Raw genomic sequence first — 16,260 nt, forward strand, 5'->3', positions numbered from 1 at the left:
ATCACAAGTGAGCCTGCACAAGTGAGCCTGCACATCGGTGTCGACATCGGCGGCACCAAGGTGCTCGCGGCGGAGGTCTCGCCGGACGGAGAGGTGCTCCGCACCGCTCAGCGCAGCACGCCCGGACGCCGGGTCGAGCTGGAGCTGGTGGAGGACGCGCTGACCGAGGCGGTCACCGAGGTGGCCGCCGGCCGGCCCGTCGCCGGCGTCGGCCTGGCCGCCGCGGGGTTCGTCGACGCCGCCGGGGAGCGGGTCATGTTCGCGCCCCACCTGCCCTGGCGAGGCGAGCCGACTCTGACCCGGCTCTCCTCGCGATGGGGCACTCGGGTGGCGCTCGACAACGACGCCAACTGCGCCGCGCTGGCCGAGCTGGAGCTCGGCGCGGCCCGCGGCGTCGACTCGGCCCTGCTCATCACCCTCGGCACCGGCATCGGCGGAGCCGTGGTCCTGGACGGCCGGATCGTACGGGGCCGCAACGGCATGGCCGGCGAGTTCGGCCACATGCAGGTCGTGCCCGGCGGGCTCCCGTGCGAGTGCGGCCTCACCGGCTGCTGGGAGCAGTACTCCTCCGGCAACGCGCTGGTCGCCTTCGTGCGCGCCCGCGTGGAGACCGAGGAGTACGCCGGCTGCGCGCTCGACGAGCTGGCCGCGGGCGACCCGCTCAAGATCACCGGCCCGGCGGTCACCGCCGCCGCGGCTCGTGGCGATGCGCTCGCGCTGGCTGCGTACGAGTCGGTGGGGTCGTGGCTGGGGGTCGGGATGGCCGGCCTCGTGGCCGCCTTCGACCCCGAGCTGTTGGTCGTCGGCGGGGGAGTCTCCACCGCGGGCGACCTGCTGCTGGCGCCGGCGCGCACGGCGCTGGAGGCCTCGCTCGTCGGCCGCCTGCACCGCGAGGTGCCGCAGATCGTGGCGACCGCCTTCGGCGCGGAGGCCGGCGTGGTGGGCGCGAGCATCCTGGCTCGCCGCCTCACCGCGAGCCAGAGCTAGACGCGAGCGCCGTCGTCCCAGGGGTCGCGGGGCTCGGACGGCATGGTCGCCAGCAGGTAGACGAAGCCGGCCAGGAAGGCGGCGACCAGGCCACCGATGACCCAGCTGCTGAAGTTCCGGCCGGTGATCTGGGTGACCACGATCAGGACCAGCACGGCGACCGGTGCGCCGAGCACCCCGATCCAGGCCAGCAGGCGTGCCGGGGTCGGCTTCGGAAGCGGCGGCGGAGGCGGCGGGACGTAGCCCTCCTCGTCGTCGCGCCACATGTCGTCATAGGCGTCCGGCTCGTCGACGGTCTCGACGATGTCGATCTTCTTCTCGAAGAGATCGCGGGCGACGGGCTCCTCCTCGAGGGCGGGGCGGTCGCCGTAGTTCTCGACGATCTCGCGCCATGCCTCGTCGTCCGACGGCTGGCCCTCCGAAGGCACGGAGGCGTCGTCGGAGGCCCCGGTCGCGTCCTCGGGCCGGTCGTCTCGGTCACTCACTCCTCCAGCCTAGCCGGATCTCATGACAGGGTGCGGGAGTAGAAGTACCTGTCTCGTTATAGGCTGACCGGTCGAAGGCAAATAGGGAAGGCGATGGGGTGTCGACGAAGCTCTTCTACTCGTTCTTGAAGTGGGTCGCGATCGGGCCACTCCTTCGGGCGGTTTTCCGGCCGTCCTATGAGGGCACGGAGAACATCCCGCGCAAGGGCCCGGCGATCATGGCCAGCAACCACCTCTCCTACGCCGACTGGCTCTTCATGCCGCTCGGCATGAAGCGGATGGTGCGTTTCGTCGCCAAGGCGGAGTACTTCACCGGAACGGGCCCCAAGGGCTTCCTGCAGAGGATCTTCTTCTCGGGCACCGGCAACGTGCCGATCGACCGCGGTGGCGCTACCGCCGCCGAGGGGGCGCTCATCGCCGCCAAGCGGGTCCTGGCCGAGGGCGAGCTCTTCGGGATCTACCCCGAGGGCACCCGCTCCCACGACGGCAAGCTCTACCGGGGACGGACCGGCATCGCCAGACTGGCACTGGACACGGGTGCGCCCGTGATCCCGGTCGCCGTGATCGGCACCGATGTGATCGCGCCTCCGGGCAAGAAGTTCGGCAAGCTCGTGCACCCGCGGGTCATCTACGGCAAGCCGCTGGACTTCTCGCGCTACGAGGGCATGACCAACGACCGCTACATCCTGCGTGCGATCACCGACGAGATCGTCTACGAGATCCTGAAGCTCTCCGGTCAGGAGTACGTCGACATGTACGCCACCGAGGCCAAGAAGCTGGCCGACGGCAAGAAGCCCACGAAGAAGTCCTCCGGGTCGGCAAAGACCGGGCCTACCAAGGACGTAGCCTGACGATCCACTCGTCCCACCCGTTCCCGACGCCGGAGGATCCGGTACGCCGGTTGCGCGGTCGTCTGGGTGGGCGGGTGTCGCTGTGGACATGTGGGTCCGCCGGGCTCACGGTCTCCTCGCTGATGGTGGCCAACGGGTCGCCCGGCGCCGTCCTCGGTCTGCTCGATCCCGACTCGGACCTCCGTGACGAGCTCGAGGAGACCGGCGTGGGGGTCGTGTCGCTGCTCCACTGGCGCCATCGCGACCTCGCCGAGGCTTTCGGAGGCACCGCTCCCGCTCCCGGCGGCGCGTTCCGGTCCGGGTCGTGGGAGACGACGGAGTTCGGCCGTCGGCTCGCCGACGCGCCGACCTGGGCGGGCGTGCGCCTGGTGTCGATGCAGGAAATCGGCTGGTCTGCTCTGGCGACGTGCGAGATCGTGGCGCTCGAGGTCGGTGACGACGCCGACCCGCTGGTCCACCGGCACGGGAGGCTGGGTCGAGAATGAGGGGCGAAATGATCGAGGGCTATCTGCGACTGCTCGGCATCGAAGGGCGGCCGGAGGCGACGTACGAGACGCTTGTCGATCTTCATCACCGCCATCTCGACACGCTTCCCTACGACAACCTCTCGATCATGCTCGCGGCCATCGGCGCGCTCGGTGCGCCGCACTCCGTCGACCCGGGGGAGACCCTGGAGCGGGTCGCCGCCGGTGGCAACGCCGGCTACTGCTTCCACCACAACGGGCTGGTCGCGCTGGTTCTGGAGGAGCTGGGGTTCGAGGTCGTACGCCGCCCCGGCCAGCTGATCGAGACCACCGGCCCGAGCGGGGAGCTGGACCATCTCGCCTTCGAGGTCCGCGGTCTGCCGACGGCCGAGAACCCGGAGGGGCGCTGGTGGCCGGATCTGGGTTTCGGCGACGCCTTCCGGGAGCCGCTGCCGCTGGTCGACGGGCACTTCCGGCAGAACGGCTTCGTCTACCGGCTGGTGCGGGTGGGTGCGGACGGCTGGACCTTCCACCACGATCCGGCGGGGTCCTTCCACGGCAACCTTATCCGCGGCGTGGTCGGCCTGGACGAGGTCGCGGCCAGACATCCGGCGCTCGCCACGCCGCCCGGGCCCTACACGAGCAAGCTGGTCGTGCAGCGACGCGACGCGACCGGTGCCGACACCGTCCGCTCGATCCGCTACACCCGGATCGGCGAGGGTGCGGTGACGCGCGAGCTGCGCGACTTCGAGGAGTGGTCGATGGCGCTGGAGGGCCTCGGGCTCTCGTTCGCAGGGGTCGAGGACGACGCGCTGCGCGAGCTCCACAAGCGACAGGCCGCCGACTACGACGAGTGGTTGCTGACGCGGTAGTCGGCGACGTGCTGAGATGGCGGACATGAGCGACGACGCACCTGCCCCCGAGCTGCTCGACATCGCGGCCGAGCTCTACGGGCTGCCGCTGGCCGACTTCACACCGGAACGCGACGCGCAAGTCAAGAGCTTGAAGGGCACGCCCCTGGCGGGTCCGGTCAAGGCGCTGAAGAAGCCCTCGACCGCGGCGTGGGTGGTGAACCTGCTGGTGCGCTACGAGACCGAGCAGGTGGAGCAGGTGATCTCGGTCGGCGCCCTGCTGCGCGAGGCGCAGACGGGCATGGACGCCGCCCAGCTGCGGGAGCTCACCAAACAGCGGCGCCAGCTGACCGCGGCGGTCACGACCCGCGCTCGCGGCCTCGCGCGCGAGCACGGTCTCCGGGTGACCGAGGCGGTCGCCACCCAGGTCGAGGCGACGTTGACCGCGGCGATGATCGACGAGTCCGCGGCCCAGGCCGTACGCAGCGGCCTGCTCATCTCCGCGTTGGCCGCCACCGGGATCGACGCCGTGAACGCGGCGGACGCCGTCGCGTTGCCGGACGCCTTGGGCTTCGAGGTCCCCGAGGTCGTCCCGCCGCCCCCGGAGCCGCTGCGGGCGGTCCCGGACCTGCCCGACACCGCGGCGCTCGACGAGGCCCAGGAGGCGCTCACGGAGGCCGAGTCCGCGCTGTCCGGTGCCGAGGAGGAGCGCGACAAGGCCATGTCCGCCTTCAAGGACATCGAGGCGAGGTCGCTCCAGGTGAAGTCGGAGATCGACGAGCTACGCCGCCGGCTGGCCGACCTGGAGTCGACCGCCGCCGACGTCGACGACGAGCTCACCGAGGCGGAGGATGCCCGCGATTCCGCCGATACCGCCGTGACCGAGGCGGCCGCTGCCCGCGACTCCGCCGCCGCAGAGGTCGAGCGCCTCGGCGGATAGGGCCGGTCGCCGGCTCAGATGCTCTTCCGCATCCGAACCAGCGGGACGGGTGCGCCGCCACGGTCGTCGGTGATCCGCTCGACCGGTTCGAAGCCGTACGCCGTGTAGAGCGGCTCGCCGGACAGCGTGCCCATCAGCTCGAGGGTGGTGAAGCCCTCCGCTGCCGCGGCTTGCTCGCAGAGGTCCAGGATCAGCCTGCCCACGCCGCGTCGGGCGAAGGCCGGGTTGGTGTACATCGCCCGCACCCTGGCCGGGTCCGTCTGCGGGTCCAGGAGCTTCGGCTCGCGGCCCGGGGTGTGGTCGCCACCGTAGAGCGTCGCCCTCCTGCTCCAGCCGCCGCAGCCGGCGATCTGATGGTCCTCTTCGACCACGAAGTAGGTGCCGTCCTCGATCAGCTGGGTGTCGATGCCCATCACGGTTCGGCTCGAGGTGATCTGGGCCGCGGTCAGAAAGCCCTTCTGGAGCTCTCCGATCGACACGTTCATGATCGCCGTCAGGTTCGGGATGTCTTCTTGGGTCGCGATGCGGTGGGTGAAGGGCACGTGTCAAAGCGTGTCATGACTCTGCAGTGTCCTTGCCGCACGGCCAGGACCAGGATTTCTGTGTGAGGTAAGTCACGTGAATTCGACAGAAACCATTGACTCTGTAAAACGATGTCGATAACGTTTTCGAGCGAGTTCGCGCGAGCTCTGAGGTACACCGACCACCTTTCATTCCGGGAGAACAGGATCGATGATGACCCGAGTTCGTGTCAGACCCCTGCGCGCCATGAAGGCCAGAGGAACCGCCGCCTTCACCACGCTCGCCGCCTTGGTGATCACCAGCGGCATCGCCATCACTGCCGTCGCCGGACCCGCCCGGGCCGACGGCTCCACCCTGCAGGCAGCCGCGGCCGAGTCCGGCCGCTACTACGGCACCGCCATCGCTGCGAGTCGGATGTCCGACTCGCAGTACACGACCATCGCGAACCGCGAGTTCAACATGATCACCGCCGAGAACGAGATGAAGATGGACGCGACCGAGCCGTCGCCGAACCAGTTCAGCTTCTCCTCCGGGGACCAGATCGCCAACTGGGCCATCCAGAACGGCAAGCGGGTCCGTGGGCACGCGCTGGCCTGGCACTCACAGCAGCCGGGCTGGATGCAGAACATGGAGGGCAGCTCGCTCCGCAGCGCGATGCTCAATCACATCGCCGGCGTCGCCGGCCACTACCGCGGCAAGATCTATGCCTGGGACGTGGTGAACGAGGCCTTCGAGGACGGCTCCTCCGGGGCGCGCCGCAACTCCAACCTGCAGCGCACCGGCAACGACTGGATCGAGGCCGCCTTCCGTGCCGCCCGCTCCGCCGACCCGAACGCGAAGCTCTGCTACAACGACTACAACACCGACAACTGGAGCCACGCGAAGACGCAGGCCGTCTACAACATGGTCCGCGACTTCAAGTCGCGCGGCGTACCCATCGACTGCGTCGGCTTCCAGGCCCACTTCAACTCGGGCAACCCGGTGCCGAGCAACTACCACGTCACGCTGCAGAACTTCGCCGACCTGGGTGTCGACGTACAGATCACCGAGCTCGACATCGCCGGGTCCGGCACCTCGCAGGCCGAGCAGTTCCGCGGTGTGACCCAGGCCTGCATGGCGGTGACCCGCTGCACCGGCATCACCGTCTGGGGCGTACGCGACACCGACTCGTGGCGCGCCTCGGACACCCCGCTGCTCTTCGACGGCTCCGGCAACAAGAAGCTGGCCTACGGCTACGTCCTCGACCAGCTCAACACCGCGGACGGCGGGTCCAACCCGCCGGCCGGTAGCTGCACGGTGAGCGTCACCCGGACCGAGTCCTGGAACGACCGGTTCAACACCGTGTTCGCCGTCAGCGGCACCGACGACTGGGTGGTCCGGATCAGCACGGGCTCGGGCCAGAGCCTGCAGAACGCCTGGAACGCGACCGTCTCCGGGACGTCGGGAACGCTCACCGCCACACCGAACGGCAACGGCAACCAGTTCGGGATCACGCTCTACTCGGGCGGGAACACCGCGACACCGACCGCGACCTGTACCGCGGCCTGACACCGATACGCCCGACACCGATACGCCTGAAGCCTCGGCTGCGGATGATCCGCAGCCGAGGCTGCGTCGTCGGACAGTGGCGAACGGTCGCCTCAGAGCTCCTCGAGGGCATCCTCTCCGGAGGCGGGGTCGTAGAGGTAGACCTGCTCGCCCGCGCGTGGGTCGCGGGCGGAGAGCACGTGGAAGGTGGGGGAGGCCGGGTCGGCGAGGTCGACGACGGTCGCGCCGGCGCCGAGCACGCCGCGTACGAGACGCGGGGGAGCGGTGGTGTCGATGCGGGTGACGACGCCGGGCGTCACCCAGACGGGTACGCCGGCGAGGAATCCGCTGACCTGGAAGTGCAGGTGTCCGGTGAGGATGGCGCGTACGTCGCTGCTCCGCACCACCCGGCCCAGGGCGGAGATGTTTCGCAGGACGACATCGGCGACGTAGGGGACCGAGGCGAGGTGAAGGGGCGGATGGTGCAGGACGAGGACGGTTCCGTCGCGAACCGGAGTGGCCAGCTCGTTCGCGAGGCAGGCGAGCTGGTGCTCGTCGAGGAAGCCGTGGGTCTTGCCCGGGACCAGGCTGTCGATGGTGATGACCCTGAGGTCGCCCAGGAAGCTGACCGCCGCGCACAGCTCCGAGTCGGGATCGAGCAGCCGGCCGCGGTCGCTCCCGTCGGGATCGCGATGCCCGCTGCCGAGCACCTCACGGAACGGGCCGCGGGCATCGTGGTTGCCCGTCGAGTAGAGGTGCGGGATGCCGCGCTCGGCCGCGAACGCACCCACCCGCTCCATGACCGAGCGGCAGCCGGCGGCCGAGCCGTCATCGGCGATGTCGCCGCTGACCACGACGGCGTCCAGGCCGGGCAGGTGGCGGGCGTCATGCAGGATGCGCTCGAGAGCGGCGACGGCGTCGACGCCGTCCATGTCGGCGCCGGTCGCGGTGACGTGGGTGTCGGAGAGATGCAGGATCCGGGTCAAGGTGTGCTTCCTGTCCGAGTCGAAAGGGGTCAGGTGGTGAAGGCTGACATGCGGACCTCGGCCACGCCGTCGTGCTCGCCGAGGACGGCGATGTTGAGGTAGTGGGCGTCGACCTCCTCCTCGACCTGGGTGAGGTCGACCTGGACGCAGGCGACCGCGTCCGTGCAGCCGGCCTCGCCCAGCACGGGGGAGCCGGGAACCTGCGCGAGCCAGGTGTCGAGATCGGAACGCGGGACCGTCATGGTGCCCTCCATCTGCCAGTCCTGGAACCCGACGTAGGTGCAGGTCGCAGCCGCGCTCCCGGCCGGCAGGTCCGGCACGCCGACGGCCTGGGCGAGCTCGACACAATCGATCGGCTCTGCCTCCGCGGACTCATCGAGGTCCGTGCCCACCCAGGCGACCAGCCCGACGAGAACGACCAGCACGAGGACGACGAACACGGCACCCGCCACGAGCGCCCAGCCCCACCAGGGCACCCGTCGCGGTGTGCTCATGCCCATTGTCGGGAGCGCTCGACGGCCCGGGTCCAGGAGGCGTACGCCTCATCGGCCGCATCGCGGCGCGACGCGTCAGGGGAGAAGGTGCGGTCCAGGGCCCAGGTCTCGCGGATCTCGTCGAACGAGGACCACACGCCGACCCCGAGGCCGGCGAGGAAGGCCGCGCCGAGACCCGTGGTCTCGACGTAGCGAGGGCGGGAGACGTCGACCCCGAGCTGGTCTGCCTGGAGCTGGCACAGCAGGTTGTTGGCGGCCGCGCCGCCGTCGACGTTGAGCGAGGCGACGGGCGTCGGCATGGTGGCCATCACGTCGCGTACCTCGAAGGTGATCGCCTCCAGGGTCGCCCGCACGATGTGGGCGCGGGTGGTGCCGCGGGTGATGCCGATGATCGTGCCGCGGGCGTCGGGGTCCCAGTGGGGCGCGCCGAGGCCGGTAAGGGCGGGCACGAACACGACGCCCTCGGACGAGGTGACGGTGTGCGCCAGGGCCTCCGTCTCCGCGGCCGAGCCGATGATCTGCAGGCCGTCGCGCAACCACTGCACCGCGGCGCCGGTCACGAAGATGGAGCCCTCGAGGACGTAGGTGACCTCTCCGTCGGGCGACATCCAGCCCGGCGAGGTGAGCAGGCCGGAGTCCGACCGCTGCGGGGTGGTGCCGGTGTTGGTCAGCACGAACGAGCCGGTGCCGTAGGTGCACTTGGAGTCGCCCACCTCGAACGCGGCCTGCCCGAACAGCGCCGCCTGCTGGTCCCCGGCCACACCGGCGATCGGCAGCGAGAGATCCAGGAAGGAGCGCGGGTCGGTGACCACGCCCTCGCCCCAGTTGGGACCGATCTCCGGAAGCGCGTCGCGCGGCACCCCGAAGAGGTCGCACAGCTCGTCGGACCAGTCGTTGGCGCCGATGTCGAACAGCAGGGTCCGCGACGCGTTCGAGACGTCGGAGACGTGGTGCATGCCGCGGGTCATCCGGGCGATGAGGTAGGAGTCGACGGTGCCGATCGCGTAGCGCCCCGACTCCACGTGCGCCCAGGTGTGCGGCTCGTTCTCACGGATCCAGGCCAGCTTCGTCGCGCTGAAGTAGGGGTCCAGGCGGAGCCCGGTCAGCTCCCGGACGCGGGCGTCGTGGTCGGCCATCGAGGCGCACATCGCGGTCGTACGCCGGTCCTGCCACACGATCGCCCGCCGCGGCGACCCCAGCGTCTCCCGGTCCCACAGCACGACCGTCTCGCGCTGGTTGGTGATCCCGATGCCGACGAGGTCGTCCTTGCCGTGGGCCGCGAGGACCGTACGGCACGCCTCGAGGGTCGCCTGCCAGATCCCCTCGGGCACGTGCTCGACCCGGCCCGGGCTGGGGAAGAGCTGGTCGAACTCCTCATAGCCCCGAGCCGCGACCTCGCCCTTCTCGGTAACGATCAGGGCCGTGACACCGGTGGTGCCGGCGTCGATGGCGAGGATCGCACTCACTTCGGCGTCCTGACGATGTCGAGGATGCGCCGGTCGATCCAGGACAGGTCCTCCGCCACCCGCATCTCGTAGTTCTCGGTGGCGACCCAGGCGAGGAAGCCCGAGGCGCCCTGCGCCGCGGCGTACGTCTCCACCTCGGCCTCGATCTCCGGGGTGACCTGCACCTTCTCGGCCTCGGTCGACGCGGTCAGGTAGAAGTCGCTGAGATCCAGGAGCCGCTTCAGCTCGGTGATCGGCGCCGCGTGGTCGTCGACCCGGAGGTCGGCCGCGATGTCGTCGTTGCCGCCGTAGCCGGCCTCCTCGCGCACCACCAGGAGGGCCGCGCTCTGCCGGCCGCGGCTGTCGCCGCCGGCCTCGTCGCCCGCGGCCAGGGCCGCCAGGAGTCGGTGCTGCAACGGCTCCTCGGGGGAGGAGGCCAACCAGGCGGCCTCCATCGCCTCGACCACCTCGGGGCCGGTGAGGATGTTGCCCTGGATCGCGTACGCCCCATCCTCGGTGGAGCCGGTCCGGCCACCCGCCCAGGCGAAGCAGGACGGTCCGGTGTGGGACGCGGCGTTGCCGTCGACGTCGACGATGCCGACCTGACGGTGGTCCCGTCGCTCGTCCTCCTCCAGCAGCCTCTCGAGGGCGACCGAAGCGGTCGCACCGTCGTCGAGGTGAGCGAGCGCGAGACCCTTGTAGGCGACGTTGGCCTCGGCCTGGGTGGCGATGGCTCCGACTCCCGCGACGGCGGCCGGGACGGCCGATCCGACGGCGAGGAACTTCGAAGCGACGGCCACACCCCAGGTGGGCTCCCCGGTGCCTGGATCAACTGCTCTGGCGACGATGGAGAAGGTCATGGCGTGACCCTATCCACGAAATTTCGTCCGGTTACGGCGTGTTGACGAATTGTCGTACACCTGACGGCGAGGTTGGGCTTTGATTGAGGGATCCCTTCATCCCAATTTCGGAACTGAGTTTCGAACGTGACCAGGAAGGACATCATGACAACCCTGGCGAAAGAAGAAACACCCGAGTTGAAGAGAGTGATGGGGCCTTGGCTCCTTCTGCTCTTCATCGTCGGTGACATCCTGGGAGCCGGCGTCTATGCCGTCACCGGGACCATGGCCGGCTATGTGGGCGGCATCCTGTGGCTGCCGTTCCTGCTCGCCTTCGTGGTCGCCACCATGACCGCGTTCTCCTACCTCGAGCTGGTGACGAAGTATCCCAGCGCCGCCGGCGCCGCGCTCTACACGCACAAGGCGTTCGGCATCCACTTCCTCACCTTCATGGTGACCTTCGCGGTCGCCTGCTCGGGCATCACCAGCGCGTCGACCTCGGCCAACACGCTGGCGCAGAACTTCTTCGGCGGTCTGGAGATCAACGGCTGGATGGACGCGCCCAGCGAAGGCGCCGTCACCACCTTGGCGTTGGGTTTCATGGTCCTGCTCGCGCTGATCAACCTGCGCGGCGTGGGTGAGAGCGTGAAGTTCAACATCGTCCTCACGATCGTCGAGATGCTCGCGCTGAGCATCGTGATCGGCGTCGGCTTCTACGTGATCGCCCAGGGCAAGGCGGAGATGTCCGAGCTGATCTCCTTCGAGGACTACTCCGACATGGGCGTCGTCTTCGCGGTCACCGCGGCGACCTCGGTGGCGTTCTTCGCGATGGTCGGGTTCGAGGACGCGGTCAACATGGTCGAGGAGACCAAGGAGCCGGAGCGGATCTTCCCGCGCACGATGTTCATGGGCCTGGGTGCCGCCGCGCTCCTCTACATCCTGGTCGCCGTCTCGGTGGTCAGCGTGCTGAGCCCCGGAGAGCTCGAGACCATCCGCGAGTCCGAGGGCCGGGCCCTGCTCGAGGTGGTCGAGAAGGGCGCTCCTGACTTCCCGATCGACAAGGTGTTCCCGTTCCTGGCGGTCTTCGCCGTCGCCAACACCGCGCTGATCAACATGCTGATGGCCAGCCGGCTGGTCTACGGCATGGCCAAGCAGCGGGTGCTGCCCAAGCAGCTGGGCGCGGTCCTGCCGGGCCGGCGCACGCCCTACATCGCGATCATCTTCACCACGGTGCTGGCGCTGCTGCTGATCTGGTACGTCTCCAGCGACCCGGACAGCAACATCGTCTCCAACCTCGGCTCGACGACCGCGCTGCTCCTGCTGTGCGTCTTCGCGATCGTCAACATCGCCTGCGTGGTCCTGCGCAACCGACGTGCCGACACCGACAAGGTGTTCTTCACCGCGCCGAGGTGGCTGCCGCCCATCGCCGCGATCCTGTGCATCTACCTGGCCGGCCCGTGGGTCGACCGAGACGGGATCGTCTACGAGATCGCCGGCGGCCTGATGGTCATCGGCGTGATCCTGTGGGCCATCACCTGGCTCATCAACAAGTTCGCCAACAAGGACGACGAGCCGCCGCACTTCCAAGACATCGAGCACATGGACGTGAACCCCGAGGACGACAAGTAACCGGGTGAATTCGGTCAGGGCCGGCATACGTTCTCTCGAGGACGTACGCCGGCCCTGCCGTGTCTGAGATGACTTCGTAACAACCGGGTGATCCGCGTACCCTGAGGCTCGTGAACGACGCCTTCCCCTCCCTCGAGCAGCTGCACGCCATCGGAGCCCTTCAGCAGCCGACCTATTCCGACCCGGCCGCGCTGGCCGCGGCGGTCGACAAGCTGAGGAACCAGCCGCCGCTCGTCTTTGCGGGGGAGTGCGACCAGCTCAAGAGCTCGATCGCCGCCGCCGGCCGTGGTGAGGCATTCATCCTGCAGGGCGGCGACTGCGCCGAGGTCTTCGCCGAGGCGACCGCCGACAACACCCGCAACAAGCTGCGCGTGCTGCTGCAGATGGCCGTGGTCCTGACGTACGCCGCCTCCGTCCCGGTCGTGAAGATCGGCCGCCTCGCGGGGCAGTACGCCAAGCCGCGCTCCTCCGACACCGAGACCCGCGACGGCGTGACCCTGCCCGCCTACCGCGGCGACGCCGTCAACGGCTTCGAGTTCACCGAGAAGTCCCGCATCCCCGACCCGCAGCGGCTGCTGGACGTCTACCACGCGTCCTCCTCGACCCTGAACCTCGTGCGCGCGTTCACCACCGGTGGCTACGCCGACCTGCGCCAGGTGCACACCTGGAACTCCGAGTTCGTGCGCAACTCGCCCGTCGGCGCGAAGTACGAGGCGATGGGCTCCGAGATCGAGCGCGCGATCGCTTTCATGGAGGCCATCGGCGCCGACCCGGAGGAGTTCCACCGGGTCGACTTCTACTCCTCCCACGAGGCGCTGCTGCTCGAGTACGAGCACGCGATGACCCGCATCGACTCGCGCACCGAGACGCCGTACAACGTCTCCGGCCACTTCGTCTGGATCGGTGAGCGCACCCGTCAGCTCGACGGTGCCCACGTCGAATACTTCCGCCACCTCAACAACCCGATCGGCTGCAAGCTCGGCCCGACCGCGACCCCCGACGACGCGCTCGCGCTGGCCGCCAAGCTCAACCCGAAGAACGAGGAGGGCCGGCTCACCTTCATCACCCGCTTCGGCGCGGGGAAGGTGCGCGACGGGCTGCCCGGGCTGGTCGAGAAGATCACCGCCGAAGGCGTCAACGTCACCTGGATCTCCGACCCGATGCACGGCAACACCTTCTCCACCTCCAACGGCTACAAGACCCGCCGCTTCGAGGACGTCCTCGACGAGGTCCAGGGCTTCTTCGACGTCCACCACGCCCTCGGCACCGTCCCCGGCGGCATCCTCGTCGAGAACACCGGCGACGACGTCACCGAGATCATCGGCGGCGGCGAGGAGCTCGACGAGGCCGGCCTCGTGCACCGCTACGAGTCCGTCGTCGACCCGCGCCTCAACCGCGTCCAGTCGCTCGAGATGGCGTTCCAGGTCGCGGAGATGTTGCGGTCCCGTTAGTCACATGCGTCGCAGGAATACCCGGTTAACAGGGTATTCCTGCACTTCTCTGGCATTGCAACACCTGAGAAGTGCAGGTTTCCCCGGTTAACCGGGTATTCATTCACGCGCCCAGGCGAGCTGCATGATCTCGTCGCCGTCGTGGAGGATGCTGCGGTTGTTGGTGTCGGTGAAGCCGGTGCGCTCGTAGAGGCGCTGGGCGCGCCGGTTGTCGGTGCGGGTCCAGACGCTGAGGCCCTCCCAGCCGCGTGACTGGAGGTCGCGGATCATCTCGGTGCCGACGTGGGAGCCCCAGACGGCGGGGTCGACGAAGACCATCGAGATGTGGCCGTAGCCGGGGAGGGGTACGCCGTCGACGAGGTAAGTCTCGGCCACCAGCATGCCCGCCGGGCGGGTGCCGTAGTGGGCGAGCAGCGCCAGCTCGGCGGAGCCCAGCTTCTCGCGGACGCGGCGGATGCGGGCCTCGGTGGCGGTGCGGCGGCGGGCGGCGTTGGCCGCCCGCCAGACGTCGAGCGCAAGGGCGCGCTGCTCGTCGCTGCTGATCTCGGCGACGATGATCCTCGGCATCAGTGCCCCAATCCGAAAGTCCGTGCTGCAAGTCGTGCGATGCGTGCGTGCATCGCAAGGCGGCGTCGCGACGGCATACCGGGCGTCTTCCGAGCGGCGCCAACGCAGCGAGGCGCGTGCGCAGCGTGCGACTTGCGGTGCGGAATTGAGGTGCGGGGCACTAGGCGGCTACAGCGTCATCAGCCAGATGCCGAGCACGAGCATCACGATCATGAAGATCGCGCCCACCCACAGCAGCACGATCCAGGTCGAGGGGTTGTCCTCGGACTCGGAGGCCATCAACGAGGAGACGTACTCCTGCTGGGCGCCGTAGTCGCCGAAGTCCTGCTCGATCGGCTCCTGCTCGGCGACGTAGCCGTAGCCGGTCTGCCAGTCGCCGGCCTCCTCGGTCGCGTAGGCATCCTCCGCGTAGCCGGTCGCGTAGGCGGGCTCGGGCTCGTAGATCTCGGCCGCAGTCTCCTGCTCCTGCGGCGGGGCCCAGTGGCGGACCTGCCCGTTGCGCGACTCCTGGACGAGCATCCCGGAGGGCTGGACGAAGGGCTGGTACGCCGCCTCGACCGTGACCTCGGAGACCGGCTCGGGCTCGGGGACGGGCTCGGGCCCGGGAAGGGGACCAGGCTCCGGGGTCGGGTCGGGGACGGGCTCGGGTTCCGGGACCGGCGTCGGCTCCGGGAAGGGCGAGGGGTCCGGGACGGGCGACGGCTCGGGGTCGGGGATCACGGCCTGCTCCGCGGCGGCCGGCTCGTGTGCCGGCGGGGGAGTGGTCGGCGGCGGGGCGGTCGGCGGTGCGTACGCCGGACGGACCGCGGTGGTCCCGTCGGGCTCGTCATCGGTGTCGAGCTTCTCCTCGACGGACGGCGCCTGGCGCCTCGAAGTGCGCTCGGCGGGCTCGTCGTTGGAGGCCGACGATGCCGGACCCGGCACGTTGTCGTCGCCGTAGGCACTGATCCGAGGCAGGCTCAGGGAGGTCTGCGCCGCGTCGGGCTCGCTCTCGACGGCCTCAGGGGCCGTCGAGGAGACGGGCTTCCGGATAACGGTCGCCTCGTTGGGCTCGTCGAGCTCATCGGGCGTGGCGTCATCGTTCGCAGTACGCTGGATGGGTTCGGGCTTCGATTCAGCAGCGGACACGGGCGGCGTCCTTTCCTCTACATCGGTGGAGTCAGCCTCGGCTGCTCGGTCGGGCTCCGTGGCGACCTCGAGTCCACACATCGGGCACGCCGGCTCATCGGACAGCCGGTGTCCACACTGTGCGCAGCTGGTCATGCCACCCCCATGGCGTCGAAGATCACTCCCGTGCGTTCCCAAGCCTAGGTCACCCGCCTTGACCTTGGGCCGATGCCCGCAGATCGCGGAGCAGCGCCATATCGGGGTTGTCCGCGTCGCGAGAGCCGGGAGTCTCCAGGATGAAGGGGACTCCGTCGGTCGCCGGATGCGCGAAGAGCTCCTCGAAGGCCGTCGTGCCGATGTGGCCGCGGCCGATCTGCTCGTGGCGGTCGAGGTGCTTGCCCCGTACGTCCTTGGAGTCGTTGGCGTGGATCAGCCGGAGCCGTCCGGGGCCGCCGATCTCGACGATCCGGTCGACGCACGCGGTCGCGCCACCGGGCTCGTCCAGCGGGGCGCCGGCGGCGAAGACATGGCAGGTGTCCAGGCAGATCCCGGCCTTGGGGTGGAAGTCGACGGCCTCGAGGTAGCCCGGCAGGTCCTCGACGCCCGCGCACAGCGAGCGTCCCTGGCCGGCGGTCGGCTCCAGCAGCAGCCAGGGCGCGTCCTCGGCGGAGATCTCGTCGAGCACCGGCAGCAGCGCCTCGCGTACCTGCTTCATCGCGACGGCGTGCTTCTCGGTCGCATCCCCGTCGGGGGAGACGAAGGAGCCGGTGTGGATGACGACCCCTTCGGCGCCGATGTCGGCGGCGCGGCGGAGGTTGTGGGCGACCAGGGCGGCCGACTTCTCGTAGGTGGCCGGGGTCGGCGAGCCGACGTTGACCAGGTAGGGGGCGTGGACGAAGGCACGCATGCCGCGCCGTTCGAGCTCTGCCCGGAACGCCTTGTCCTCGGCGGGCTTCCCGGCCGAGAGCGCCCAGCCGCGCGGGTTGCCGACGAAGATCTGCAGGGTCTCGCCGCCGACCGCGTCGGTGTTGGCGAGGGCACCGGCGACGAGACCCTTGCCGACCTGTACGTGGGTGCCGATCGGGTTGCGAAGGGAGGTCCGAGAAGTGGTCAAG

17 protein-coding genes are annotated in these 16,260 nt (G+C 69.5%); 8 read left to right on the top strand and 9 right to left on the bottom strand.

All coding sequences use genetic code 11. From position 1 onward, the window contains the following. Nucleotides 1-21 precede the first annotated feature (21 nt). On the top strand, nt 22-987 hold the full coding sequence (locus tag OG801_RS24635) for an ROK family protein (RefSeq protein WP_406031752.1): 966 nt from the start codon (nt 22-24) through the stop codon (nt 985-987). On the opposite strand, the gene OG801_RS24640 is transcribed toward OG801_RS24635, so the two are convergent. Further along, a complete protein-coding gene (locus OG801_RS24640; RefSeq protein ID WP_355017945.1) occupies nt 984-1,472 on the bottom strand; it encodes a hypothetical protein in 489 nt (162 codons plus the stop codon). The genes OG801_RS24635 and OG801_RS24640 overlap by 4 nt on opposite strands. A 98-nt stretch (nt 1,473-1,570) precedes the next feature. Here OG801_RS24640 and OG801_RS24645 point away from each other — a divergent pair, with 98 nt between their 5' ends. From OG801_RS24645 to OG801_RS24660, 4 genes are all read left to right on the top strand, one after another. Continuing rightward, nucleotides 1,571-2,323, top strand: coding sequence for a lysophospholipid acyltransferase family protein (locus OG801_RS24645; RefSeq protein ID WP_355017944.1), 753 nt, complete (start codon nt 1,571-1,573; stop codon nt 2,321-2,323). Between the two features lie 74 nt (nt 2,324-2,397). After that, nucleotides 2,398-2,808 carry a flavin reductase family protein gene (locus OG801_RS24650; RefSeq protein WP_406031753.1) on the top strand — a complete coding sequence of 137 codons (411 nt, stop codon included), beginning with the start codon at nt 2,398-2,400 and terminating at the stop codon, nt 2,806-2,808. Nucleotides 2,809-2,816: 8 nt separating this feature from the next. After that, the gene (locus tag OG801_RS24655; RefSeq protein WP_406031754.1) at nt 2,817-3,659 is read left to right on the top strand and encodes an arylamine N-acetyltransferase; all 843 of its coding nucleotides are present in this window, start codon (nt 2,817-2,819) and stop codon (nt 3,657-3,659) included. 25 nt (nt 3,660-3,684) lie between these two features. Then, nucleotides 3,685-4,578 (top strand): hypothetical protein, encoded by an 894-nt coding sequence (locus tag OG801_RS24660; RefSeq protein ID WP_406031755.1) that lies wholly within the window; start codon nt 3,685-3,687, stop codon nt 4,576-4,578. A gap of 14 nt (nt 4,579-4,592) precedes the next feature. On the opposite strand, the gene OG801_RS24665 is transcribed toward OG801_RS24660, so the two are convergent. Further along, nucleotides 4,593-5,120, bottom strand: coding sequence for a GNAT family N-acetyltransferase (locus tag OG801_RS24665; protein WP_406031756.1), 528 nt, complete (start codon nt 5,118-5,120; stop codon nt 4,593-4,595). A 193-nt stretch (nt 5,121-5,313) separates the two neighbouring features. On the opposite strand from OG801_RS24665, the gene OG801_RS24670 reads away from it, so the two are divergent. Beyond that, nucleotides 5,314-6,648, top strand: coding sequence for an endo-1,4-beta-xylanase (locus tag OG801_RS24670; protein ID WP_406031757.1), 1,335 nt, complete (start codon nt 5,314-5,316; stop codon nt 6,646-6,648). 92 nt (nt 6,649-6,740) lie between these two features. On the opposite strand, the gene OG801_RS24675 is transcribed toward OG801_RS24670, so the two are convergent. Genes OG801_RS24675 through OG801_RS24690 form a run of 4 tightly spaced genes read right to left on the bottom strand, consistent with a single transcriptional unit; the run spans nt 6,741 to nt 10,412 of the window. Then, nucleotides 6,741-7,613, bottom strand: a complete 873-nt coding sequence (locus OG801_RS24675; protein ID WP_406031758.1) for a metallophosphoesterase — start codon at nt 7,611-7,613, stop codon at nt 6,741-6,743. A 29-nt stretch (nt 7,614-7,642) separates the two neighbouring features. Beyond that, complete coding sequence (locus OG801_RS24680) at nt 7,643-8,107, bottom strand: hypothetical protein (protein WP_406031759.1); 465 nt, start codon at nt 8,105-8,107, stop codon at nt 7,643-7,645. Next, the gene (locus tag OG801_RS24685) at nt 8,104-9,573 is read right to left on the bottom strand and encodes a glycerol kinase (RefSeq protein ID WP_355017936.1); all 1,470 of its coding nucleotides are present in this window, start codon (nt 9,571-9,573) and stop codon (nt 8,104-8,106) included. The genes OG801_RS24680 and OG801_RS24685 overlap by 4 nt, the downstream gene beginning before the upstream one ends. Next, nucleotides 9,570-10,412: a DUF1028 domain-containing protein gene (locus OG801_RS24690; RefSeq protein WP_406031760.1), complete on the bottom strand. Its 843-nt coding sequence runs from the start codon at nt 10,410-10,412 to the stop codon at nt 9,570-9,572. Before OG801_RS24690 ends, OG801_RS24685 begins: the two co-directional genes overlap by 4 nt. A 189-nt stretch (nt 10,413-10,601) precedes the next feature. On the opposite strand from OG801_RS24690, the gene OG801_RS24695 reads away from it, so the two are divergent. Next, the gene (locus OG801_RS24695; protein ID WP_406031761.1) at nt 10,602-12,020 is read left to right on the top strand and encodes an APC family permease; all 1,419 of its coding nucleotides are present in this window, start codon (nt 10,602-10,604) and stop codon (nt 12,018-12,020) included. Between the two features lie 110 nt (nt 12,021-12,130). Beyond that, nucleotides 12,131-13,471, top strand: coding sequence for a class II 3-deoxy-7-phosphoheptulonate synthase (locus OG801_RS24700; RefSeq protein WP_406031762.1), 1,341 nt, complete (start codon nt 12,131-12,133; stop codon nt 13,469-13,471). A gap of 99 nt (nt 13,472-13,570) precedes the next feature. Here the strand turns inward: OG801_RS24700 and OG801_RS24705 are convergent, their stop codons facing one another. The 3 genes from OG801_RS24705 to OG801_RS24715 form a co-directional block, all read right to left on the bottom strand. Then, nucleotides 13,571-14,038 carry a GNAT family N-acetyltransferase gene (locus OG801_RS24705; RefSeq protein ID WP_406031763.1) on the bottom strand — a complete coding sequence of 156 codons (468 nt, stop codon included), beginning with the start codon at nt 14,036-14,038 and terminating at the stop codon, nt 13,571-13,573. Nucleotides 14,039-14,206: 168 nt separating this feature from the next. Then, on the bottom strand, nt 14,207-15,166 hold the full coding sequence (locus OG801_RS24710; RefSeq protein ID WP_406031764.1) for a hypothetical protein: 960 nt from the start codon (nt 15,164-15,166) through the stop codon (nt 14,207-14,209). Nucleotides 15,167-15,350: 184 nt separating this feature from the next. Further along, nucleotides 15,351-16,259, bottom strand: a complete 909-nt coding sequence (locus OG801_RS24715; protein WP_406031765.1) for a deoxyribonuclease IV — start codon at nt 16,257-16,259, stop codon at nt 15,351-15,353. Between the last annotated feature and the right edge of the window lies 1 nt (nt 16,260).

Source organism: Nocardioides sp. NBC_00163, from assembly GCF_045206295.1.
In the GTDB taxonomy this organism is placed as follows: Bacteria; Actinomycetota; Actinomycetes; order Propionibacteriales; family Nocardioidaceae; genus Nocardioides.